General features: G+C 69.9%; 26 protein-coding genes. 15 read left to right on the top strand and 11 right to left on the bottom strand.

Going from position 1 to position 22,553, the window contains the following annotated elements:
* Positions 1-54: 54 nt before the first annotated feature.
* The gene (locus I004_RS0121935) at positions 55-321 is read right to left on the bottom strand and encodes a GlsB/YeaQ/YmgE family stress response membrane protein (RefSeq protein ID WP_028437275.1); all 267 of its coding nucleotides are present in this window, start codon (positions 319-321) and stop codon (positions 55-57) included.
* 228 nt (positions 322-549) lie between these two features.
* Here I004_RS0121935 and I004_RS0121940 point away from each other — a divergent pair, with 228 nt between their 5' ends.
* Both I004_RS0121940 and I004_RS0121945 read left to right on the top strand, forming a co-directional pair.
* Positions 550-1,209 carry an alpha-ketoglutarate-dependent dioxygenase AlkB gene (locus tag I004_RS0121940; protein WP_028437276.1) on the top strand — a complete coding sequence of 220 codons (660 nt, stop codon included), beginning with the start codon at positions 550-552 and terminating at the stop codon, positions 1,207-1,209.
* Positions 1,210-1,283: 74 nt separating this feature from the next.
* Positions 1,284-1,508, top strand: coding sequence for a DUF6480 family protein (locus tag I004_RS0121945; protein ID WP_028437277.1), 225 nt, complete (start codon positions 1,284-1,286; stop codon positions 1,506-1,508).
* Positions 1,509-2,074: 566 nt separating this feature from the next.
* On the opposite strand, the gene gndA is transcribed toward I004_RS0121945, so the two are convergent.
* From gndA to I004_RS0121970, 5 genes are all read right to left on the bottom strand, one after another.
* Positions 2,075-3,517 carry an NADP-dependent phosphogluconate dehydrogenase gene (gndA, locus tag I004_RS0121950; protein WP_028437278.1) on the bottom strand — a complete coding sequence of 481 codons (1,443 nt, stop codon included), beginning with the start codon at positions 3,515-3,517 and terminating at the stop codon, positions 2,075-2,077.
* Between the two features lie 96 nt (positions 3,518-3,613).
* On the bottom strand, positions 3,614-4,201 hold the full coding sequence (locus I004_RS0121955; RefSeq protein WP_028437279.1) for a pyridoxamine 5'-phosphate oxidase family protein: 588 nt from the start codon (positions 4,199-4,201) through the stop codon (positions 3,614-3,616).
* A gap of 146 nt (positions 4,202-4,347) precedes the next feature.
* Positions 4,348-5,148 carry a DUF427 domain-containing protein gene (locus I004_RS0121960; RefSeq protein ID WP_028437280.1) on the bottom strand — a complete coding sequence of 267 codons (801 nt, stop codon included), beginning with the start codon at positions 5,146-5,148 and terminating at the stop codon, positions 4,348-4,350.
* Positions 5,149-5,262: 114 nt separating this feature from the next.
* On the bottom strand, positions 5,263-6,162 hold the full coding sequence (locus tag I004_RS0121965; protein ID WP_037977345.1) for an aminoglycoside phosphotransferase family protein: 900 nt from the start codon (positions 6,160-6,162) through the stop codon (positions 5,263-5,265).
* 181 nt (positions 6,163-6,343) lie between these two features.
* A complete protein-coding gene (locus I004_RS0121970; RefSeq protein WP_028437282.1) occupies positions 6,344-6,937 on the bottom strand; it encodes a TetR family transcriptional regulator in 594 nt (197 codons plus the stop codon).
* Positions 6,938-7,082: 145 nt separating this feature from the next.
* Between I004_RS0121970 and I004_RS0121975 the strand changes: the two genes are divergently transcribed.
* Genes I004_RS0121975 through I004_RS0121985 form a run of 3 tightly spaced genes read left to right on the top strand, consistent with a single transcriptional unit; the run spans position 7,083 to position 8,259 of the window.
* Positions 7,083-7,649 carry a dihydrofolate reductase family protein gene (locus I004_RS0121975; RefSeq protein WP_028437283.1) on the top strand — a complete coding sequence of 189 codons (567 nt, stop codon included), beginning with the start codon at positions 7,083-7,085 and terminating at the stop codon, positions 7,647-7,649.
* Entirely contained in the window at positions 7,646-7,780 is a 135-nt protein-coding gene (locus I004_RS40440) for a hypothetical protein (RefSeq protein ID WP_486580171.1), read from the top strand. The genes I004_RS0121975 and I004_RS40440 overlap by 4 nt, the downstream gene beginning before the upstream one ends.
* Positions 7,777-8,259: a GNAT family N-acetyltransferase gene (locus I004_RS0121985; protein WP_028437284.1), complete on the top strand. Its 483-nt coding sequence runs from the start codon at positions 7,777-7,779 to the stop codon at positions 8,257-8,259. Before I004_RS40440 ends, I004_RS0121985 begins: the two co-directional genes overlap by 4 nt.
* A 118-nt stretch (positions 8,260-8,377) precedes the next feature.
* Here the strand turns inward: I004_RS0121985 and I004_RS0121990 are convergent, their stop codons facing one another.
* Positions 8,378-9,610: an acyl-CoA dehydrogenase family protein gene (locus tag I004_RS0121990; protein ID WP_028437285.1), complete on the bottom strand. Its 1,233-nt coding sequence runs from the start codon at positions 9,608-9,610 to the stop codon at positions 8,378-8,380.
* A gap of 154 nt (positions 9,611-9,764) precedes the next feature.
* Here I004_RS0121990 and I004_RS0121995 point away from each other — a divergent pair, with 154 nt between their 5' ends.
* The 6 genes from I004_RS0121995 (at position 9,765) to I004_RS0122020 (ending at position 14,783) form a co-directional block, all read left to right on the top strand.
* On the top strand, positions 9,765-10,415 hold the full coding sequence (locus I004_RS0121995; RefSeq protein ID WP_028437286.1) for a TetR/AcrR family transcriptional regulator: 651 nt from the start codon (positions 9,765-9,767) through the stop codon (positions 10,413-10,415).
* A 182-nt stretch (positions 10,416-10,597) separates the two neighbouring features.
* Positions 10,598-11,836: a MurT ligase domain-containing protein gene (locus tag I004_RS0122000; protein ID WP_028437287.1), complete on the top strand. Its 1,239-nt coding sequence runs from the start codon at positions 10,598-10,600 to the stop codon at positions 11,834-11,836.
* Positions 11,837-11,867: 31 nt separating this feature from the next.
* A complete protein-coding gene (locus I004_RS0122005; RefSeq protein ID WP_028437288.1) occupies positions 11,868-12,596 on the top strand; it encodes a glutamine amidotransferase in 729 nt (242 codons plus the stop codon).
* Between the two features lie 147 nt (positions 12,597-12,743).
* Positions 12,744-13,694, top strand: coding sequence for a cytochrome c oxidase assembly protein (locus I004_RS0122010; protein ID WP_028437289.1), 951 nt, complete (start codon positions 12,744-12,746; stop codon positions 13,692-13,694).
* A 111-nt stretch (positions 13,695-13,805) separates the two neighbouring features.
* On the top strand, positions 13,806-13,964 hold the full coding sequence (locus tag I004_RS39900; RefSeq protein ID WP_028437290.1) for a hypothetical protein: 159 nt from the start codon (positions 13,806-13,808) through the stop codon (positions 13,962-13,964).
* An 87-nt stretch (positions 13,965-14,051) separates the two neighbouring features.
* Complete coding sequence (locus I004_RS0122020; RefSeq protein ID WP_028437291.1) at positions 14,052-14,783, top strand: lysophospholipid acyltransferase family protein; 732 nt, start codon at positions 14,052-14,054, stop codon at positions 14,781-14,783.
* A gap of 102 nt (positions 14,784-14,885) precedes the next feature.
* Here I004_RS0122020 and I004_RS35330 read toward each other — a convergent pair whose 3' ends face one another.
* Positions 14,886-16,535 carry an alpha/beta hydrolase gene (locus I004_RS35330; RefSeq protein ID WP_078511629.1) on the bottom strand — a complete coding sequence of 550 codons (1,650 nt, stop codon included), beginning with the start codon at positions 16,533-16,535 and terminating at the stop codon, positions 14,886-14,888.
* 253 nt (positions 16,536-16,788) lie between these two features.
* Positions 16,789-17,430: a TetR/AcrR family transcriptional regulator gene (locus tag I004_RS0122030; protein ID WP_028437292.1), complete on the bottom strand. Its 642-nt coding sequence runs from the start codon at positions 17,428-17,430 to the stop codon at positions 16,789-16,791.
* A 107-nt stretch (positions 17,431-17,537) separates the two neighbouring features.
* Here I004_RS0122030 and I004_RS35335 point away from each other — a divergent pair, with 107 nt between their 5' ends.
* On the top strand, positions 17,538-18,554 hold the full coding sequence (locus I004_RS35335) for an ABC transporter permease (RefSeq protein ID WP_051345305.1): 1,017 nt from the start codon (positions 17,538-17,540) through the stop codon (positions 18,552-18,554).
* A gap of 238 nt (positions 18,555-18,792) precedes the next feature.
* Positions 18,793-19,743, top strand: coding sequence for a M28 family metallopeptidase (locus tag I004_RS0122040; RefSeq protein WP_051345306.1), 951 nt, complete (start codon positions 18,793-18,795; stop codon positions 19,741-19,743).
* A gap of 53 nt (positions 19,744-19,796) precedes the next feature.
* On the opposite strand, the gene I004_RS0122045 is transcribed toward I004_RS0122040, so the two are convergent.
* On the bottom strand, positions 19,797-20,099 hold the full coding sequence (locus I004_RS0122045; RefSeq protein ID WP_028437294.1) for a type II toxin-antitoxin system Phd/YefM family antitoxin: 303 nt from the start codon (positions 20,097-20,099) through the stop codon (positions 19,797-19,799).
* 74 nt (positions 20,100-20,173) lie between these two features.
* Between I004_RS0122045 and I004_RS0122050 the strand changes: the two genes are divergently transcribed.
* A complete protein-coding gene (locus tag I004_RS0122050) occupies positions 20,174-20,818 on the top strand; it encodes an ATP-dependent Clp protease proteolytic subunit (RefSeq protein ID WP_028437295.1) in 645 nt (214 codons plus the stop codon).
* Between the two features lie 6 nt (positions 20,819-20,824).
* Complete coding sequence (locus tag I004_RS0122055) at positions 20,825-21,151, top strand: hypothetical protein (RefSeq protein WP_028437296.1); 327 nt, start codon at positions 20,825-20,827, stop codon at positions 21,149-21,151.
* A 54-nt stretch (positions 21,152-21,205) separates the two neighbouring features.
* Here I004_RS0122055 and I004_RS35340 read toward each other — a convergent pair whose 3' ends face one another.
* The gene (locus I004_RS35340; RefSeq protein WP_078511592.1) at positions 21,206-22,429 is read right to left on the bottom strand and encodes an 8-amino-7-oxononanoate synthase; all 1,224 of its coding nucleotides are present in this window, start codon (positions 22,427-22,429) and stop codon (positions 21,206-21,208) included.
* Positions 22,430-22,553: the final 124 nt, after the last annotated feature.

Raw genomic sequence — 22,553 nt, forward strand, 5'->3', positions numbered from 1 at the left:
CCGGGATGCTTGTCCGGCAAGGGGCCCTGGGATCGGGCGGGTTGACGCTGCCGCTCAGCGGCGGCGGCGCTTCGAGCGGTCCAGGGCCGATACCCCGAGTGCTGCCAGAACCAGCTGTATGAGCCACTCGACCCAGTCGACTCCGTTGGTGTCACCCACCCCGAAGTACGTGGCTATGGCCGAGCCTATGAGCGCGGCCACGATGCCGACCCCGATCGTCAGGAGAATACCGACCCGCTGACGTCCGGGCACGATGAGCCGCCCCAGCACACCGATGATGGTCCCGATCACGATGGCGCTGATGATGCCTGAGATCTCCATGATCTCCCCTTGTCGGTCGTCGTGTTCCCTCCTTCTGCCCGCTTCCCGGGCCCGCACGCAGGGCTTTTCACCTGGCCCCGGTGGGCAACGGAGCATCGTGTCCGGTGGCCACCGGACGGTGTCATGCAGGACTGCGACACTGGCCGGTGTCCGGTCGGCACGCACCGCACCCGCCGCAGCGGTTCGGCGGTAGATCCGTACGGCCCGTCGTCACAGGAGGTCGCACGAGTGGACGCGCTCATCCCCCCTCCCCCGTCGCGCCCGGCGCCCGGGGCGGTGCATCTGCCCGGGTGGCTCGGCCTCCAGGAGCAGCGCGACCTGGTCTCCGCCTGCCGGGAATGGGCGGCCGGGCCCGTGCCGCTGCGGCACACGAGGCTGCCGCGCGGCGGCGTGATGTCGGTACGGACGGTGTGCCTGGGATGGCACTGGCAGCCCTACCGCTACACGCGCACCGCCGACGACGTGAACGGGCTCCGCGTGGCCGAATTCCCCGAGTGGCTGGCGCGGCTCGGCCGGCGGGCACTCGCCGACGCGTACGGGGACGACGCGGCTGCCCGCGAGTACTCGCCCGACACCGCCCTGATCAACTTCTACGACGGCAGCGCACGAATGGGCATGCACCAGGACAAGGACGAGAGGTCGGCGGCACCGGTCGTCTCTTTGAGCATCGGCGACACCTGCGTCTTCCGCTTCGGGAACACCGAATCGCGGAGCAGGCCCTACACGGACCTTCATCTCGCCTCCGGTGACCTGTTCGTCTTCGGCGGCCCGTCCCGCTTCGCGTACCACGGCGTGACGAAGGTCTTCCCGGGCACGGGCGGTGCGGCAACGGGGATGGCGTCCGGGAGGCTCAACCTCACGCTCCGGGTGACGGGCCTGACGGACTGAAACGACTGCCATGGCCAGGGCGAAAATCGCCGCCCGGCAGGTATAGGTCACGGCTCGCTGTCCACCCGGGCGGCATGGACGAGAACGACCCCGAGGACCCCCGCCACTCGCCCGGTCTGGAGCCGGGCGGGCAGGTGCCGCCCGGGGAGACGCCGCCCGGCGAGGACAGCACGGCCGGAGCAGGTCCGGACGAGCGCCACAACCCGGCCAAGGGCTGGGCGAAGACGCCCGTGATCATCCTGGCGCTGCTCGTCGCCGTCTTCTTCATCTACTTCCTGGCCTGGGCGATCGAGCTCTGAACTGAGGCCGCCGCGCCCGCAGCGGCGGTCGAGTACCGGTACGTCCACGCGCCTCCTGACCCACGCCGCCCCGGGCACACCTGAGGCCGTGGGCCGACAGGTGGGAAGGGGTTTCACCTGCTGCCCACGGCCTTGTGCCGTGCCCGCCTTCGCGGGCCCGTTCTGCTGCCTACGGCCCCGGCGTCACGGCGCCGGCGGCGCAGGCTGCGGTTCCGGTTCCGGTGGGACCGGCTCCGGCGTGGGAGACGGCGGAATCGGATCCGGTGCAGGTCCCGGCGGAGGGGCGGGCGTCGGGGTCGGCACCGGATCCGGTGCCGGTCCGGGCCCCGGCCCACCGGGCCCGGGCGGCGGAGTGGGGTTAGGAGGGACCGGGTCTGGCCGCCTGCAGGCCGGGAACCTCGTGCCTGACTGCTGTGGCATCACAACTCCAGCGGATCTACGTAGCGGCATATCCGTCCAGGTCCGGGTGCCCGCTCGCGCGGCCACCACTCCCCTCCCCGCGCCCCGTCCCTACCGGGACGCACACGCGTCTCCGGCCTGCGGAAACCCGGCTGCGCCAAGGGTGGTCAGTCCGCGGACACCTCGCTGCGGTCACCGCCCCAGAGCGTGTGGAAGGACCCGTCCCGGTCGGTGCGCCGATAGGTGTGCGCCCCGAAGAAGTCGCGCTGCCCCTGGGTGAGCGAGGCGGGCAGGCGTGCGCTGCGCAGGCTGTCGTACGCGGCGAGCGCGGCGGAGAAACCGGGCACGGGGATGCCGTGCTCCACCGCAGTGGCCACGACCGTGCGCCAGTCGCCCTGCGCGTCGCCGATCTCCTTGGAGAAGTGCTCGTCCGCCAGCAGCGTCGGCAGATCGGGCCGGCCGGCGAACGCGGCGCGGATGCGGTCCAGGAACACGGCACGGATGATGCAGCCCGCACGCCAGATGGCCGCGACGGCACCCGGGTCGATCTCCCATCCGTACTCCTGGCTGCCGCTGCTGATCATGTTCCAGCCCTGTGCGTACGACGTGATCTTCGAGGCGTACAGGGCCTGTTCGACCTGTCCCGCGAACCGCTCGGCGTCGGCCGGGGAGAGCGCGGCAGCAGCGGGACCCGGCAGATGGGAGCTGGCAGAACGCAGGTCGGCGTGGCCGGAGAGGGAGCGGGCGAAGACCGCCTCGGCGATGCCGGAGACGGGCACTCCCAGATCGAGCGCGGTCTGCACGGTCCAGCGGCCGGTGCCCTTCTGCTCGGCCTCATCGGCGACGACGTCGACGAAGGGCTTCCCGGTCGCGGCGTCGGTGTGCGAGAGGACCTCCGCGGTGATCTCGATGAGGTAGGAGTCCAGGCGGCCGGAGTTCCACTCGCGGAAGGTCTCGGCGATGCGGGCGGGACTGTATCCGGCGATGTCGCGCAGCAGGTGGTAGGCCTCGCCGATCAGCTGCATGTCGGCGTACTCGATGCCGTTGTGCACCATCTTCACGAAGTGGCCCGCACCGTCCGGGCCCACGTGAGTGGTGCAGGGTGTGCCGTCGGGGGCCTTGGCGGCGATGCTCTCCAGCATCGGGCGGAGCGAGTCGTATGCCTCGGCGGAGCCGCCGGGCATGATGCTCGGCCCGTGGAGTGCGCCTTCCTCACCGCCCGAGATACCCGTACCGACGAAGTGCAGTCCGCGTTCGCGCAGCGCCTTCTCGCGGCGCCGGGTGTCGGCGTAGTGGGCGTTGCCGCCGTCGATGATGACGTCGCCGGGTTCGAGCAGCGCGGCGAACTCGTCGATGACGGCGTCGGTGGGGGCTCCCGCCTTGACCATGATCACCAGCCGCCGCGGCCGCTCCAGGGCGGCGACGAACTCCTCCGCAGTCTCCGCGGCGATGAAGCTTCCTTCATCTGAGAAGTCGCGCACGAGGTCACGCGTCCTGGAGACGGTCCTGTTGTGCAGGGCCACGGTGTATCCGTGGCGGGCGAAGTTCCGGGCGAGGTTGCGGCCCATGACGGCGAGGCCGGTGACGCCGATGTGTGCGCTGCTGCTCATGCTGATGCTCCTGGGATGAGCGGACCGACGGGCCGGTCCGCTCGGCTCGGGGTTGACGGAGTGCGGGTGTTTCCGTGGGTCGTACGGCGGGAGATGTCAGCGGATGCGTCTGGGAAGAGGCAGGGGCAGGGCGGGCAGACCGTCGAGGCTGACACCGACGTGCTCCTTCTTCTCGCAGTATGTGGCGAAGGACTCGTCGGTCTCGCGCGCGAAGCGCTGCGTGTGCAGCGGCCGGTCTCCCCGGTAGTCCATGAAGGGCACCGCGAAGCCGCATGTGTCGCTGATGCGTTCCGCGCGCACTGTGATGACGGCACGCAGGTCCGTGCGCCGCTGCATGCTGTCGTCGAAGTGCGGGAGCAGTTCCTGCCAGCGCGGGTCGTCGCGGAAGACGGGCACGCCGGTGCCGTGGATGCGCACGATGCGGGGCGGTCCGTCGAAGGCGCACCACATCAGGGTGACGCGGCCGTTCTCACGCAGATGGGCGATGGTCTCGGCTCCGCTGCCGCCGAGGTCCAGGTACCCGACGGTGACGTCGCCGAGCACGGCGAACGACCCGGCGAGCCCTTTCGGCGAGACGTTGACATGCCCGTCGGCCGCCAGCGGGGCGGTCGCGGTGAAGAAGATGTGCTGCTCCTCGATGAAGTCACGGAGCCGCTCGTCGATGCGTTCGTAGATCTTCCCCATCCCGGCATTGTGGGCCCGGCGGCGGCCCGGGCGTGCGCGGATCCGCGAAAGCACGCCGCACCCGCGCAGGCCCGCACCATCACGGGCCCGGTACTTCCGTACGACCCCTGCGTCCCATGGGGGGTCGTGAGCCTCACGCGCCGGCCTCAGCTCAGGGGTGTGCCGTCCACGACCGTCTCGATGCCGTCCGCGAGGAAGCACAGATATCCCGCGATGCGCGTGGCCTCGTCCAAGGGCTGCTCGTAGCACCAGGCCGCGTCCTCGATGACGCCGTCGGCGGTGCGCAGCGTCCGGTAGGAGGCCTGGCCCTTGTAGGGGCAGTGCGTGTGGGTGGCGCTCGGGCTCAGCAGTTCCGCGCGCACGTCCTGCTGCGGCAGATAGAAGCGGTTGGGCAGGCCCGTCTCGGAGAGCAGGAACGCGCGGCGGCTCTCGGCGACGTCCGTACCGCCGGCCCTGACCACGACATGGCGGCTGGTGGGACGTGCGTCGATGCGGTGGTACGGGTCGCGCACATGCCCGCTGACCTCCTCGTCCTCGTCGAACCAGGCGTCCAGGGCGGACCAGTACACGGCCGCGTGGCCCTTGAGCCACTCCGCGCCCTCCAGCGGCTCGGGGTAACTCCACACGGCGTTCTCGACGAAGCGGTCACCCACCCGCACGCTCCAGTAGCGGGCGTCCCCCTTGAAGGGGCAGTGGGTGCTGTGGGGGCTCTCCTCCAGGGTCTCCTCGCGCAGGTCGGCGAAGGGGACGTAGAGCTGGGGCAGCAGGTTGCTCTCGTGCAGGAGCATTGCGTCGGTGGAGTCCAGCACCGTGCTGCTGCCCAGCAACCCGCGTACACGGCGCTGGAACTGCTGCCACAGCAGCCGGTGTGCCGGGCCGTCGATCGTGTAGTTGACGGTCTCCGGGGACCGCGATGCGAGCGGTCCGCCGCCGAGCGTGAGGGTCATGGTCCGGCCTTCCGGATCGGTGTGGCGGTGCGGTGCGTTTCCCACTCTCGCACCGCCGGGGACATACGGGCGCCCGATCCCGTATGCGTCCGCGAAGCACGAGCGGACGCGGACTCAGGCCGCCGTCCCGGCCGCCATGATGCGTTCCAGTGTGCGGCGGCCCATCCGGCTCATGTCCGGGTTGCTCCTGGCGTAGTACCAGGCTGCGCCCATCGCCTGCTCGAACGCCCATGCCTTGCCACGCTCCCACTCGAGGGCGTCGCACCCGAGAGCGTCGCGGAGCACCTGCCGCGGCCCGGCCGCGAGCAGATGCCATGCGCCGACGAGGTCGAGAGCGGGGTCGGCCGGTCCCAGACCGCCGACGTCGAGAATCCCGGCCAGCCGTCCCTGGGACACGAGCACGTTGCCGGGGATGAGATCACCGTGGCACATGACATCGGCGGCACCACTGGGCGGCAGCTCCCTCAGGGCCGTCCACGTCCGGCGGAGCCGGGGCACGTCCAGGAGCTCCTCGCTCTTCTCGAAGCAGGTCTGAATCCATGCGTCGTGTGCGCGCAGGTCACCGCCGCGGCCTTCTCCGTCCCAGGTGCGGCCGTGCGTGCCGATCGCGCGCACGCCGTGCACGAACTCGGCCAGGTCGTGTGCGAACGCAACCGATTCGCCCGGGTCCTCGTCGGTGGCCACGACGCCGGGCAGCCACGTCTGCACCGACCAGGGAAGCGGGTAGCCCCGGCCCGGCCCGCCCAGTGCCACCGGCTCGGGCGTGGCGAACGGCGTGCGGCCCGCCAGCTCGCGGGCCGCTTCCGCCTCGGACTCCAGCCACCGCCACGTCGCGGGGACGTCTCCCTGGCGCAGCGGGAACCGGGCCGTGAACCGGTCGCCGAGGCGGAAGATGGCGTTGACCGTCCCCTGCGAGGCGAGAGCCCGCACCGGCAGGCTCCGCCACTGCGGGAACTGATCGTCCACCAGCTCGCGCACGGTCTCCGGCGAGACGCTCAGCTGGTCGTCGTGCATGTCCACACCGGGAGCGTCACGCGCCACGCTTCCGGGCCGCAACCGGGTTTCGGCCCGGAGGCCCGCCGCACCCGGCCCCACCCGGCCCCACCCGGCCCCACCCGGCCGCCAACGCGCTTGCCCGCGCTCACGGTGCGCACCGGAACCCGATGTCTTCACGATCGCCCCGGGCAGCGCCGGATCAGTCCGCTTCCGGTTCGGTTCCGGACTGCAGGACGCGGCCCACCAACTCGGCCAGCAGTTCACCGACGTCGTAGCGCGCGATGACGTCGGGCACCGTGAGGTCATCCACGATCAGCCCGAACATCGCGAGGTAGAGCAGAACGACCCCCGTGGGGTCACCCGGCAGACCGGCGTCGAAGTGGAAGCGGATGTTGGCGTCCAGTTCCTCGCTGAACGCCCGGGACAGGTCGTCCCGGAGTTCGGGGCGCCTGGTGGCCTCAAGGCGTAGTTCCAGCATGGCCAGGTGACTGCTGCGATCGCGTCGCATGCGCCCCAGGACCTCGTGCATCAGCGTCACCACAAGCTCCCTCGACGCAGGTGCCTGCATGGTGCCGGCGAGCGCGGACTCATCAGGCGTCAGCCGTTCCCGGGTGCGATGCATGACCTGGCGAAGCAGTTCGGCCCGCTTGGCGAAGTAGTTGGACGCGGTGCCCGAAGGCACGCCCGCCTCGGAGTCGACGGCACGCAGCGTCAGTCCGCGCGAGCCCTCCCGGGCGAGAACTTCGATGGCTGCATCGAGCAGAGCGGCGCGGCGCTCCGGGTTCTGTCGCATCGTCTCCACCTCGTCATCGAAACCACTGTGGACAGAGTACTATGGACATACCACTTCAGTTGCAGTACTTTGAACTCCGGACGCCGCCGGCGCCGAGTCGAAATGCGGGTGTTCAGCACGCCGCTGAGCCCATGAAGGAGATGCGATGCGAGCACTGACGTACTACGTAGGTGCCACTCTCGACGGCTTCATCGCCGACTCCGACGGACAGTTCGGGTTCCTCCCCATCGAGCCCGACGTGATGGAGGCGATGAACGCGCAGCACCCGGAGACCGTGCCTGTGCAGGCGCGCGAGCCGTTCGGGCTGACCGGAGTGGCCAACAAGCGGTTCGACACCGTGCTGATGGGCCGCGCAACGTATGAGCCGGCGCTGCAGGCAGGCATCACCAGCCCCTACTCCCATCTGCGGCAGTGCGTGTTCTCCCGGACGTTGGGTTCCGGCGACAAGGACGTGGAGATCATCTCCAGCGACCCGGTCGAGTTCGTCCGAGACCTCAAACGCCAGGACGGCATGGACATCTGGCTGTGCGGCGGAGGAAAGCTGGCCGGTGCACTGATCGGCGAGATCGACGAACTGATCCTCAAGAGGTACCCGTTGGCCATCGGAAGCGGGGTCCCCTTGTTCACAGGTTGCGGCTTCACGGCCTTCGTTCCGACGACGAGCCGCCGCTTCGAGTCCGGTGCGGATGTCACGACCTTCGCAAAGCGGTGACCGGCCACTCCGCCGCGTCCGGCTCCCACGTGTTCCTCCGTCACGTACGGGCGGACCGCGGGCAGCCCGACCGGCAACTGGACCTCTGGAGCGGCGACGTGCTGTCGATCCAGCCGGGCAGCGCGTCGTGACCGGAAACACGGCGCGAACCCCGGGCATCCGGCGGGCAACCCGCCGCGACCTGACCGAGGTGGCCGCTCTGGCGGCGGAGCACGCGGCGTACGAGAAGTCCGACCCGCCGGCGGCGGACCTCGCCGAACGTCTTCAGGGGGCCCTGTTCGACTCCGAGTCCCCCCGCGCGATGTGCCTCGTGGCCGAGGCACCGGGCGGCGGGCTTGCCGGATATGCGACCTTCGCCATCGAGTTCGCCACCTGGCGGGGACGCGAGTATCTGCACATGGACTGCCTGTACCTGCGCGAAGAGCATCGGGGGAACGGACTGGGCGCACGGTTCATGGACGCCGTCGTCGCGGAGGCGGTGGCCATGGAGCTGGGCGAGGTGCAGTGGCAGACACCGTCGTGGAACGAGAGTGCGATCCGGTTCTACGACCGCCTCGACATCACGCGGCGGGACAAGGTGCGCTTCACCCTCCAGCTGCCCCGCGGCTGAGCGGCTGCCTCCCTCACCCGTGGCGCTGCGGCGCTCGTGACGAAGAGGCCTCTCCGGGCGAGCCCGGAGAGGCCTCTCGCGACAGCCGACCGATGCCGGCTGAACGGCGCCTTCACCCTCAGCGGATGGGAACGCCCGAGAGGGTACGGGCGATGACCAGACGCTGGATCTCGCTGGTGCCCTCGAAGATCGTGTAGATGGCCGCGTCCCTGTGCATCCGCTCGACCGGGTATTCGCGTGTGTAGCCGTTGCCGCCGAGGATCTGCATGGCCTGGGCGGTGACCGTCTTCGCCGTCTCACCGGCGTAGAGCTTCGACATGGAGCCCTCGGCCGAGTCGAACGGCTTACCCGCCGCCGCCATCCACGACGCGCGCCACACCAGCAGACGGGCCGCGTCGATGCGGGTGCGCATGTCGGCCAACTGGAAGGCGACGCCCTGATTGTCGATGATGGGGCGCCCGAACTGGACGCGCTCCTTTGCGTAGTCGAGGGCGACCTCGTACGCGGCGCGGGCGATGCCCACGGCTTGCGCACCCACCGAGGGCCGGGACGCCTCGAAGGTGGCCATGGCCGCGTTCTTCACGCGCTCACCGCCCTTCTTGGCGCGCTCGCGCGCGCGGGCAAGACGCTCGTCCAGCTTCTCCTTCCCGCCCAGCAAGCAGCTGCCGGGGAGGCGTACGTCCTCGAGGACGACCTCGGCGGTGTGGGAGGCCCGGATGCCGTGCTTCTTGAACTTCTGGCCCTGGGAGAGGCCGGGCGTGCCGGGCGGGACGATGAAGGAGGCGTGGCCCTTGCTGCCCAGTTCCGGGTCGACGACGGCGACGACGACGTGGACGTTGGCGATGCCGCCGTTGGTGGCCCAGGTCTTGGTGCCGTTGAGCACCCACTCGTCCTTGGCCTCGTCGTAGACGGCGCGGGTGCGCATGGCCGACACGTCGGAGCCGGCATCGGGTTCGGAGGAGCAGAAGGCGGCGACCTTCACATCACCGGGGTCGCCGTACATCTGCGGGACCCAGGTGCCGATCTGCTCCTCGGTGCCGTTGGCCATCACGCCGATGGCCGCCAGACCGGTGCCCACGATGGACAGAGCGATCCCCGCGTCCCCCCAGAACAGCTCCTCCATCGTCATTGCGATGCCGAGGCCGGTCGGGTCGAAGAACTGCTGCGCGTAGAAATCGAGTGAGTACAGACCGATCTTCGCGGCTTCCTGGATGACGGGCCAAGGAGTCTCTTCGCGCTCGTCCCATTCCGCTGCGGCAGGGCGGATCACATCGGCGGCGAAACCGTGGATCCATTCACGGATCTCCTTCTGATCGTCATTGAGATCGAGCGCGAATGCGGTGTCGCCCATGACCGGTCCTTCCAGCAGCTGAGTTACCAATGGTAATGGCAAGTCTGTTACTGGTCGGTAATGGATGTCAACTCCCGGTCTCGACCGTTCGTCCGGCTGCGCCGGGTGTTACGTTTCGCTGGGGTAGCGAGAATGAAAAGGGAGGGGAGGCGCCATGGAGACCAGACAGCCGACGGAGCAGCGAAGCTCCGCCGATGGCCGCCGCAAGGAGCTGCTCGAGGCCGCCGACCGCGTCGTCCTTCGCGACGGTCCCGGTGCCTCGATGAACGCCATTGCCGCCGAGGCGGGCATCACCAAGCCCATTCTCTACCGGCACTTCGGTGACAAGGAAGGTCTCTACCGCGCGCTGGCCGTACGGCACACGGACGCCCTGATCGGCGCGCTCCGAGCCGCGCTGGACGCCCCCGCCGAGAGGCGAAAAGACCGCGTCGAGGCCACGCTGGACACCTACCTCGCCGCGATCGAGAGCCGCCCGCAGGTCTACCGCTTCCTCATGCACCCCTCCGAAGGCGCCTCGGGCGGCGACCGCGGCTTCGAAGCCGGGCAGCACTCCGCTCCCCTGCTGCGCCGCCTGGGCGACGAGCTGGGCAAGGTCATCGAGGAACGTCTCGACCTGGGCCCCGGCGGCCAGGAGACGGCACGCATCTGGGGACACGGCGTCGTGGGGATGGCGTACGCGGCCGGTGACTGGTGGCTGCGTGAACGTCCCTGCTCCCGCGCCGAGTTGGTCAGGCAGCTCGCCGACCTGCTGTGGGGCCGGCTGGCGATGGCCGACGATCGTCCCGGAGCCCCAGGCAGTCCCTGAACACTTGCGGGAGCCCCGCGCCCAGACGGGACCCCCGCGGACGCACCCACGGACCCAGGGTCCCGGACGCACCGGCGGTCCGAGCGGCAGGATGCGCAACTTCCCTGTGGGTGAGGCGGTTCGGGCGCGGCGGCGGACCTCGGTAGGCTGCTCCCGACCGAGGGGCAAGGAGGAGCAGGACGATGGCAGGCAACCAGGAGCCGCTGTCTCCGCGGGCCAGGCTGGCCGTGACGGCAGGCAAGGCCGCGGCAGCGGTATCGCGTGCGGCGGGTCGCGGCAGCGGATCGGTGATCGGCGGCAAGGTCGCGCTCAGACTCAATCCCGACCTGCTGGCCCAGGTGGCCCATCACCTGGACGTTGTCCTGGTGTCCGCGACGAACGGCAAGACGACCACCACGCGGCTGATCGCGGAGGCGCTGCGCGCCAACGGCGGCGTGGTCTCCAACGCCCTGGGCGCGAACATGCCCGCCGGGATCACCTCGGCTCTCGCGGGCGGATCGGACGCCCAGTACGGCGTGATCGAGGTGGACGAGAAGTACCTCGCCACGGTCGCACGCGATGTGACCCCCAAGGCGATCGCGCTGCTGAACCTCTCCCGCGACCAGCTCGACCGCGCCGCCGAGACGCGCATGCTGGCCGAGCGCTGGCGCGAGGGCCTCTCCGGCACGAAGGCCGTGGTCATCGCCAACGCCGACGACCCCCTCGTCGTCTGGGCCGCCTCTTCCGCGCCGAACGTGGTGTGGGTCGCCGCCGGCCAGGAGTGGAAGGACGACGCGTGGTCGTGCCCGGCGTGCGGCGGCGTGATGCAGCGTCCGGACGACGACTGGTTCTGCGCCGAGTGCGGCTTCCGCCGCCCCACCCCGAGCTGGGCGCTCTCCGGTGACGAGGTGCTGGACCCGCACGGTTCGGCCTGGCCTATCAAGCTTCAGCTGCCCGGCCGCGCCAACAAGGCCAACGCCACCACCTCCGCCGCCGTGGCCGCGGCGTTCGGCGTGCCCCCGCAGGTGGCGCTGGAGCGCATGCACGCGGTGACCGCCGTCGCCGGCCGCTACGACGTGGTGGACTACCGCGGGCGTCAGGTCCGGCTGCTGCTGGCGAAGAACCCCGCGGGCTGGCTCGAGACCTTCTCCCTCATCGATGCTCCCCCCGCTCCGGTCATCCTCTCGGTCAACGCCCGCGGCGCCGACGGCACCGACACCTCATGGCTGTGGGACGTGGACTACTCACGTCTGGCAGGCCACCCGATCTGCGTGATCGGTGACCGCAAACTGGACCTGGCAGTACGTCTGGAGGTCGCCGGCGTCGACTTCCAGGTCTGCGAAAGCCCGGCCGAAGCGGTCTCGATGTCCCCGCCCGGACGCATCGAGGCGATCGCGAACTACACGGCCTTCCAGGATCTGCGCCGCGTCGTCGGCAACTGAACCCATCGACCCGCTCAAGGAGTTGGCGAGCATGAGTGACACGGGCCTGCGAGTGGTGTGGGTCTACCCCGACCTCCTCAGCACCTACGGGGACCAGGGCAACGCCCTGGTCGTCGAGCGGCGCGCGCATCAGCGCGGACTGAAGGTGCAGCGCACCGACATCCGTTCCGACCAGCAGGTGCCCACGTCCGCGGATATCTATCTGATCGGCGGCGGCGAGGACCGGCCGCAGCGGCTGGCCGCGGAGCGGCTGCTGCGCGACGGCGGGCTGCACCGGGCCGTCGACAACGGCGCCATCATCTTCTCCGTCTGCGCCGGCTACCAGATCCTGGGCCGAGAGTTCGTCAACGACCTCGGTGAGCCGCAGCAGGGCCTCGGACTGCTGGACGTCGTCAGCACGCGCGGCGAGGCGGAACGGTGCGTCGGTGACGTACTGGCCGACATCGACCCGGAACTGGGCCTGCCGGAGCTGACGGGCTTCGAGAACCACCAGGGCATCACGAAGGTCGGTCCCGGGGCACGGCCGCTGGCGCAGGTGCGGCTGGGCAAGGGCAACGGCACGGGCGACGGCACCGAGGGCGCGTGGAACGACACCGTCTTCGGTACGTACATGCACGGACCCGTGCTGGCCCGCAATCCGCAGATCGCCGACCACCTCATCAAGCTGGCACTGGATGTGAACGCGTTGCTGTCCGTCGACGACCAGTGGTACGAGGCGCTTCGCAAGGAGCGGATTTCGGCGGCCCTCCAGCCTGCCTGACGTTCCCCGCTTCCTCTCCCCCGCCCCGGGAGCACCTTCCGGGGCGGGGGATTCGCACGCCCGGGCACAGCCGGGGGTCCCCACGGACCGCGGAACCGGGGGGAATACGCTTGTCGGGCAGAACGCCCAAGTCAGGAGAGAGCGCGGATGGACCACGGCGGACACGGCATGACGACGGATCTGCCGCCGTTCACACTCGGCCGCGGTCTGGAGTTCACCGGTGAGCCGTTCTTCCTGGTGGGGTGCCTCCTGGCGCTGGTCCTCTACGGCGGCGCCGTGGTGCGGCTCCGCAGGCGGGGCGACGCGTGGCCCGTCGCCCGTACCGTCGCGTGGGTCCTGGGGGTGCTCGCCGTCGCGGTGGCGATGTGCACGGCACTGAACGAGTACGGGATGCTGCTCTTCAGCGTCCACATGGTGCAGCACATGATCATCAGCATGCTCGCGCCGATCCTCCTGCTGCTGGGAGCTCCGGTGACGCTGGCACTGCGGGCGCTGCCGTCGGCGGGGCGCGGCCGCAAGGGGCCGCGGGAGCTGCTCGTGGCGCTGCTGCACAGCCGCGTCCTGCGTGTGCTGACCCACCCCGGTTTCACGATCCCGCTGTTCATCGCGAGTCTCTACGCCCTGTACTTCACGCCGATCTTCGACTTCCTGATGCGCTCCACGGCCGGGCACCTGGCGATGATGGCGCACTTCCTGCTGGTCGGGCTGGTCTTCTTCTGGCCGATCATGGGCGTCGATCCCGGCCCGCACCGGCCCGGTTATCTGATGCGGATGCTGGAGCTGTTCGCCGGGATGCCCTTCCACGCCTTCTTCGGCATCGCGCTGATGATGGCCACCGAGCCGATGATCGCCACGTACGCGAACCCGCCGGCGTCGCTGCAGGTGACGGCGCTGTCGGACCAGACAGCGGCGGGCGGGATCGCCTGGGCGTTCAGCGAGATCCCCTCGGTGCTGGTACTCCTCGCGCTGGTCTTCCAGTGGCACAGGTCGGAGGAGCGCGAGGCACGGCGCAGGGACAGGATGGCCGACCGCGACGGCGACAAGGAGCTCGCCGAGTACAACGCCTATCTGGCCTCCCTGCAGGCCCGTCAGCAGTGACCGGGGGCAGTAGCGCCACTGCCCCCGCGCGAGCGACCATAGGAGTCGGACCCGGTTCCCTTTGCACGCGATCCCCGTCGCCGGCCGGGTTGCCGGGAGGAGGGTGTTGTGATGCCTCGCTCTGCCAAGGCTCTGACCGTCGGTACGGTGGCGGCGCTCATTCTCGTGACGGCCTACACGGTGACCATGGGGAGCAGCGGCTGGCTCTGGTTCGGGTGGGTCGTTCTGGCTCTGGTCACGGTGGGGGCGGTATCCACGAAGCGCAGCTGAGTCCCCGTCCGGTGGGCCCCCTCCCCCGCATGCGGTGGTGGGGGCTACTCTGCGATCTCATCGGAACGCATGGGGGAAGGCCGTAGCGTGTTCTACAACTTGTTCAAGTACGTACTGCTGGGGCCCCTGTTGCGGCTGTACTTCCGCCCGCGGATCGAGGGGCTCGAGAACATTCCGGATGAGGGTGCGGCCATCGTGGCCGGCAATCACCTCTCCGTCTCCGACCACTTCCTGATGCCGGCGATCCTCCGACGGCGCATCACATTCCTGGCGAAGTCCGAGTACTTCACGGGGCCGGGCCTGAAGGGGCGGCTCACGGCGGCCTTCTTCCGCAGCGTGGGCCAGATCCCGGTGGACCGCTCGGGCAAGGGTGCCGGCCAGGCCGCCATCGACGAGGGCCTCGGTGTGCTCAGCAGGAGCGAGTTGCTGGGCATCTATCCCGAGGGCACTCGTTCCCACGACGGACGGCTGTACAAGGGCCGCGTCGGTGTCGCATCGATGGCGCTCCAGGCGGGCGTGAAGGTCATTCCCTGCGCGATGGTGGGCACCTTCGAACTGCAGCCGCCGGGACGGAAGATGCCCCGGTTCGGCAAGGTGACGATCCGTTTCGGTGAGCCGCTGGACTTCACGCGCTACGCGGGGATGGAGAGCGAGCGCACGGTGCTGAGGGCGGTCACGGACGAGATCATCCACGAGATCCTTCAGCTGTCCGGCCAGGAGTACGTCGACTTGTACGCGCCTGAGGCGAAGGCGCTTCAGGCGAAGGAGCGGCAGGAGGCCCGTGCACGTGGGCGCAGCGAGGAGCGCAAGGACTCCTGAACCGGATCCCCCCCCGGACGGCTTCGGGAGGCCCGAACGACGAAGGGGACGGCCGGAGTTCCGGCCGTCCCCTTCGTGCGCCGTGCGGTGCGGGCTCCCGGATCAGCGCGGGGCGTGCAGCGAGGCCAGGCCGGGCTTGATTTCGGCGGAGGTCAGGCCCTCGCCGATGATCTGCGGCACCGGCTTCGAGTGCGGAGCGCACACCGCGTCCTTCTCCCCGACACCGCCCTCGAGCAGATAGGTCTCGACGCGCTCGTTGATGCAGGGGTTCCGGACGTTGGTGATGCCGTGCGATCCCGCGTCCCGCTCGGTGATCAGGCGTGAGCCCTTCAGACGCTTGTGCACCTCGACTGCGCCGCCGTACGGCGTGGCGGCGTCCCGCTCGGACTGAGCGATCAGAACGGGCGGCAGTCCCTTGTCCGCACCGACCTCCACCGGCTGCTGCTGCTTGACGGGCCAAGTGGCGCACGGCAGGTTCAGCCAGGCGTTCGACCAGGTGAGGAACGGGTACTTCTCGTGCAGCCTGGTGTTGTCCCGGTCCCACTTCTTCCAGCTGGTGGGCCACTTGGCGTCGGTGCACTCGACGGCGGTGTAGACGGCGTTGCCGTTCTCCGCCGCCTTGTTGCCGGCCTTGTCCGCCATGTCGGGGCCGGCGGCGTCGACGAGTGCCTTCTCGTCACCCTTGACGTGCGAGGACCACGCCTTGGCAACAGGAGCCCACATCTGGTCGTAGTACGGGGCGTTCTGGAAGAAACCGAGCAGTTCGGCCGGTCCGACGACGCCGCCGATGGGCTTCTTCTTCGCCTCGGCCCGCAGCTTCTTCCACTGCGCCTCGACCTTCGCGGCGGTGTCGCCGAGGCCGTAGGTGGCATCGTGCTCGGCGACCCACTTCGTCCAGTCCTCCCAGCGTCCTTGGAAAGCGACGTCCTGGTCGAGGTTGTTCTTGTACCAGATCTGGTCACGGGAGGGGTTGACGACGCTGTCCACGATCATGCGGCGCACATGCGTGGGGAAGAGGGTGCTGTAGACGGAGCCGATGTAGGTGCCGTAGGAGACGCCGAGGTAGTTCAGCTTCTTGTCGCCCAGCGCGGCACGGATGACATCGAGGTCGCGGGCCGTGTTGGGCGTCGTCATGTGCGGCAGAAGACTGCCGCTGCGCTCCTTGCAGCCGTCGGCGTACTCCTGGGCCAGCTTGCGCTGCGCCCGCTTGTCCGCCTCGTCGTCAGGCACCGGGTCCAGCTTCGGAGCCTTGACGAACTCCTGCGGGTCCATGCAGGAGATGGGTGACGAGTGGCCCACCCCGCGCGGGTCGAAGCCCACGAAGTCGTATGCCCTGGCCGTCTTGGTCCACAGGGCGTTGTCCCTGGTGACACGCGTGGGGAAGGACATGCCGGAGCCGCCGGGGCCGCCCGGGTTGTAGATCAGCGAGCCCTGGCGGTCCTCCTTGCCGCCGGTGCTCTTGGCGCGGTCGAGGGCGATCTTGATGGTCCGTCCACCCGGGTCGGCGTAGTCGACGGGCACGGTGACGAAGCCGCACTGGATGGGCTTCGCAAGGCCCCAGTCCTTGGGACAGTCCTTCCAGTCGACGCCCTCCTTCGCCGCTCGGACGGCCGCGGCCTTCACACCACGGGCCTCGGCACCCCCACCGGGCGCGGCCTGGCCGCTTCCGGAGTCCGCGAACGCCGAGGGGACGAAGATGAGACCTGCCGTGAGCGCCGCTGCGCCGGCGGCGGCGAGGCTCGTATTGCGTATGTTCACTGGGGGCTCCCCCCTGAAGTGGGCCGCTGGACGCAACAGTGATCGTTGATCACAGTTGCGCCGATCCTTCCTGCCCACCGCAGGCAGGGGACAGAGCGCGCTTGCGATCTTTACCAAGTCGTGAATCTACCGGCCCTCTCCGAGGCGCGCCTGTGCAGCGCGGCCATCCGGGCGCACCGGCGTCACCCTGCCCTGTGGGCCCGGCCCGCAGGTCATCCCCCGTGCTCCGGCGAGGAGTTGCCGGCCGTCACTCCGGTGCCTTCTCCGGCTTGCGCAGTTCCGGGACGTTCATGGTGACCAACGCCCGCAGGCCCTCCTGGAATTCGGCCGGGTCAAGGCCGCCGAAGAGCGCCTGCTGCACGAAGTAGCCCTGGACCGTGCCGATGAGAGCACGTGCCAGATGGTCGGATTTGACCTCGGGGTCCACCCAGCCGCGGGCCTGGTACGCCTCGACGAGCACCACCCACTGGCCGAGCAGACCCTGGTACCCGTCCGCGAGGACGCGTGCCACGTCGGGATTGCGCAGCGTCTCGCCCCACACCTGCATCAGCAGCTGTGGCAGCGCGCGCTGGTCGTCGGAGTCGCCCAGCGACTTGCGGAGCCGGGAGAGGACGGTACCGAAGAGCTCGTCCGGAGTGGGCGGCGGATCGGCGGCGGCGACCGTCGCGTAGGCCTCGCGCACGCTCTCCAGCGTCTCCGCGGCGACCGCGGCGACGATCTCCTCCTTGCTGCGGAAGTAGCGGTAGACCGCACCTGCCGAAAGGCCCGCCTCCTTGAGCACGTCCTGCATGGACGTGGCGTGGAAGCCGTTGCTCTTGAAGCAGCGACGGGCGCCGTCGAGGATCTGCCGCCGCCTTGCGTCGAGGTGCTCCTGGGAAACGCGGGCCATGCCCGAAGAGTAAAACGAACGTTCATTCTTGACAAGCGGGACCCGGAGCGGGACCGTGAGCAAGGTAAAACGAACGATCCTTCTCTTTAGATCGGGAGGGCCACCGCATGCCCGGTTCCTCGCTCCGTCGCCCACCGGCGCCGCACCCCCGCGCGCTCCTCGCCGTCCTCCTTCTCGTCCCGGCGATCCTCGCCCTCGCGCTGTGGGCGTTCGCCTGGCCGGCCGCCCGTACGGCACCCCGTGATCTCCCCGTCGGCGTCGCCGGGCCGCCGGCCGCCGCCGCGTCCGTCGAGCAGAAACTGAGCCGGGACGGGGAGGCGTTCGAGATACACCGGTACGACGACGAGGCGGCCGCCCGCGACGCCATCGAGCACCGCGAGGTCTACGGCGCGGTCGTCGTGACCCCGAAGGGACCGCACGCGCTGACGGCGAGCGCGGCGAGCCCCACGGTGGCCCAGGCCCTGCAGCAGGCTGTGGGCGGGCCCTCCCCGGCCGGTACGGCGTCGCGTTCGACGGACGTGGTCGCCGCCCCCGAGGTCGATCCGCGGGGTGCGGCGCTGAGTTCGAGCGTGCTGCCACTGGCGATCGGCGGGGTGGCGGCCGGCGCCATGGTCACGGTGCTCGGGCTGCGCGGCACCCGGGCAGTCGCCGCGCTGCTGGGTTCGGCGGCGCTCTCCGGCGCGGTGGCCGCCGCGCTCACACACAGCTGGCTCGGTGTGCTCACCGGCGACTGGTGGGCGGAGTCGGCCTCGTTCGGACTGATCTCGCTCGCGGTGAGCGCGAGCGTGACAGGTCTCGGCGCGCTGCTGGGACCGGCGGGCATCGGATCGGGGGCGATGGTGATGGTGCTGTTCGGCAACCCGTTCTCAGGTGTGACCTCCGCCCCGGAGATGCTGCCCGAGCCTCTCGGGACGATCGGCCAGTGGCTGCCACCGGGTGCCGGGGCGACGCTGCTGCGCTCCGTCGGCTTCTTCGACGGCAGTGCCTCCGACTCCCCCGTGCTGGTGCTCACCGTGTGGGCCGTGGCGGGCCTCACGTTCGTCACCGTCGGCGGGCTGCGCAAGCAGACCACCGGGTCGCCTGAAGACCCGTCGCGCACGAGACCTCGGGTTCCGACTCCCTGAACAGCGACGCCGCACCCTCGAGTACGGGCCGTACGCCGCCTGTTGGGGCACGTGGGCGGCGTTCAGCCCCTTGTTCATCCGATGTCCGGACGTTCCGGCACCTCCCATCGCGACTCTCCGTATGCCGCAACCCCGCGTCCGGTGAACGCTCTTGACGGAGCGGTGACGCTCGGATGATTCTCGTGTGGACGCAACACCGAGCAGTAACTTCGAACCCCCCACAAACATCGGAGTCCCTGTGATCCGCAAAGAGAAGCGTCGTGTGCTCATCATCGCCTCCGCGAGCACCGCGTTGGCGGCCTCACTCCTCGGGGCAGGCGCCGCTCAGGCGGCCAAGCCCGAGCAGGCGGCAGCACCCGACATATCCGTGGACGCTGTCCAGAAGGACCTCAAGGAACTGCAGTCCGTGGCCGAGGAGAACGGCGGCAACCGCGCACACGGCGAACCGGGCTTCAAGGCGTCCATCGACCTCATCAAGAAGAAGCTCGACGACGCCGGATTCAAGACCGACGTCCAGGAGTTCGACCACGGCGGGACGACCGGATACAACCTCATCGCCGACTGGCCGAAGGGCGGCTCCGAGGACAACACGGTGATGGCCGGCTCCCACCTGGACTCGGTGGGCAGCGGCCCCGGAATCAACGACAACGGTTCGGGCTCCGCCGGAATCCTCGAAGTCGCTCTCGCCGTCGCCAAGGAGAAGCTGGAGCCGAAGAAGCACCTGCGCTTCGCCTGGTGGGGCGCCGAGGAAGAAGGCCTGGTCGGCTCGCAGAAGTACGTCGGCAGCCTCTCCGAGGGCGACGTGAAGAAGATCAACACCTACTTGAACTTCGACATGATCGCCTCACCCAACGCGGGTTACTTCGTCTACGACGACGACGCGGCCGTGCAGAAGGTCTTCCAGGACTACTTCAAGTCCAAGGACATCACCACGGCCACGTCCTCCGAGGTGAACGGGCGCAGCGACCACGCGTCGTTCGCGGACGCGGGCGTGACCGTCGGCGGCACCTTCACCGGCGCCGGCGAGACCATGACCGAGGAGCAGGCCAAGCAGTGGGACGGCAAGGCGGGTGAGCCGTACGACAAGTGCTACCACTCGGAATGCGACGACATCTCGAACGTCAACGAGAAGGCACTCGACCTGAACAGCGACGCCATCGCGCACGCCGTCTGGGAGCTCAGCTCCTAGGCCTCAGCGCAGTTCCTTCACAGTGAGCCGGGCGGGGCCTCGCCCCGTCCGGCTCAACTCTCCCGGCCCGGCCGCCTGTTATCGGTGGCCGGGCCGCGGTGCTGCGCGGCGATTCCGAAGCGCTGTCGTTCGCCTTCAGCGGACGGCACCTCACGCACCGCCGAGACGGTGCTGATCACGCCTTCTTCGGCCGCCTCGTTCAGCTTCTCGAGTTTTTCCAGGTCAGCAGCCGATACGAGCGCCACCAGCGGCTTGCCGTGCCGCGTGACCACCACACGCTCGCTGCCGTAGACCACACGGTTGATCAGATCCGCGAGGGCCGCGCGTGCTTGCGTCACCGGAATCTCGTACGTCATGCTCCCAGCATAACTTCATGTACGTCCTGTACATTTTTGACGTTCCAGCCCTGGCCCAGGGAGAGGTGGCGCTAATGCCCGAAAGACCGTCAGCCCGCTATGTCCTTCCGGAGCTGACCGAGCGCACCAGCGCCGGCGTCCGCACGCTCGATCCGTACTCCAAGCTCCTGGACGAGCGGATCGTCTTCCTGGGTACGCAGATCGACGACACGGCCGCGAACGACGTCATGGCCCAGCTCATCCACCTCGAGGCGGCCGCCCCCGACCAGGACATCTCGCTGTACATCAACTCCCCCGGCGGCTCGTTCACGGCGATGTCCGCGGTCTACGACACGATGCGGTACGTCAGCTGCGACATCGAGACCGTGTGCCTGGGGCAGGCGGCCTCCTCCGCGTCGGTGCTGCTGGCCGCCGGAACTCCCGGCAAGCGCCTGGCACTTCCCGGCGCGCGCATCGTCATCCATCAGCCGGCCTTCGCCGAGGCCGTGCAGGGTCAGGCCGACGATCTGGCCATCCAGGCGAAGGAACTGCTGCGCACACGGGGTCTGCTGGAGGAGATGTACGTGCAGCACACCGGGCAGACCCTGGAGACCGTCCGGGCAGACCTGGAGCGCGACAAGATCTTCGATGCCGAAGGTGCCGTGGAATACGGGCTGGTCGACCGTCTCACCGCCAGCCGCAGGACCGAAGGCTCCGGCCGTCACCCCTCCGAGAGGTGAGGGCCGGTGCTTCCTCCCGAGCTGCCGCCGCTGCCCGCCATGACCGGCGCGGAGTGCCAGGTGATCGACGCGTACCTGGAGGTGGTCGACGTTCTCGGCCGCATCAACCCGGCGCGGGGCGAGCACACCTACAGCGGGCTGCGCGCGGCACAGGCGCTGGTGGGCAAGGCCGCTGCGCTCCGCGACGCGCTGACATTGATGCACGAGCGCGGCGAGAGCGAACTGCACAGCGCGACCCTGGCAACCGCGCTGCGCGTGCTGGACGGTGAGCGGCGCTCCTCACTGGTGGGGCTGCCGCCCGTCCGGCCGCGCGCGGGCGGCGGCCCTGCCTGAGGAGTGGACGGCGGGACGTCGGCCCGGGCGTTGGAGCTTGTGTCCGTCACCTGCTCAGCGAGCGTCGGCCGGTGCCGTGCTGGCGATGGTGCCGGCCGCCCATTCCAGTTGCTCCTCGCTGAGGTCCGCGTGCGCCGTCAGACGCAGCCGGGAGATGCCGTCCGGCACCGACGGCGGCCTGAAGCAACCGACATGAAGCCCTGCGGCTCGGCAGTCCGCTGCCCAGCGCACGGCGTCCTCGGGTGCGGGCGCCCGTACGGAGATCACCGCGGCGTCGGGACGGCCGGCGCGCAGGCCGGCTTCGGTCAGCCTCTCGTACAGGAGGGTGGCGGCGGCGCGCACTCGGAGGGAGCGCTCCGGCTCGCGCCGCACCACCCGCAGGGCGGCGAGCGCAGCACCCGCCGCCGCGGGCGCGAGTCCGGTGTCGAAGATGAACGTGCGGGCGGTGTCGACGAGATGGGCGATAACGTGTGCCGGTCCCAGGACCGCCCCGCCCTGGCTGCCGAGGGACTTGGAGAGGGTGACGGTGGCGACTGTACCCGTGGCACCGGCGAGGCCAGCGGCCTGCAGCGCACCCCGGCCGCCCTCGCCGAGCACGCCCAGGCCATGGGCGTCGTCGACGACGAGGGCCGCTCCCTGCGCTCGGCACACCTCCGCGAGGCCGGTGAGCGGTGCCGCGTCGCCGTCGACAGAGAAGATGGAGTCGGTGACGGCGAGCGCCTGCCCGATGTGCCCGTCCAGCACCTTGCGTACCGCTTCTGGATCCGCGTGCGGGACGACGTGGGTCTCGGCGCGGGAGAGGCGGCAGCCGTCGATGAGCGAGGCGTGGTTGCCGGAGTCCGAGACCAGCAGGCCTCCGGGTGCGGTGAGGGCAGTGATCGCGGCGAGGTTCGCCGCGTAGCCGGAGGAGAAGACGAGTGCCGCCTCGAACCCGCAGAACTCGGCCAGTTCCGCCTCGAGTTCGGCATGCAGTGCCGTGGATCCGGTGACCAGGCGCGAACCGGTGGAGCCGGCTCCCCATGTCTGCGCCGCCACTGCGGCGGCGCCGGTCACCTCGGGATGGCGGGCCAGGCTCAGATAGTCGTTGCCCGCCAGATCCAGCAGCGGTGAGCGGGCGGGACGGGGGCGCAGCTCGCGCACCAGCCCGGCACGCTGCCGGGCGCGGCGGGCCCCGCCGGTCCACGCGAAGGGGTCCTCCCCCGGTGCGGGCCGCGCATCATGGCCGGTCTCGTCGGACACGCCTGACGAGCCGGTGGCGGCACGGAACTCATCGGGCATGGCTCGTCCTCCTCGTGTCCGCCCGGCTCAGTAGCGGGCCGGGCCCGTCCGCAACGCGAGCAGGGACGAGGCCCGGAAACCGGAACCGGCAACCGGGCACGCGGCACGCTCTTTTGTCGGCACT

The sequence above is a fragment of the Streptomyces sp. TAA486 genome (assembly GCF_000426165.1).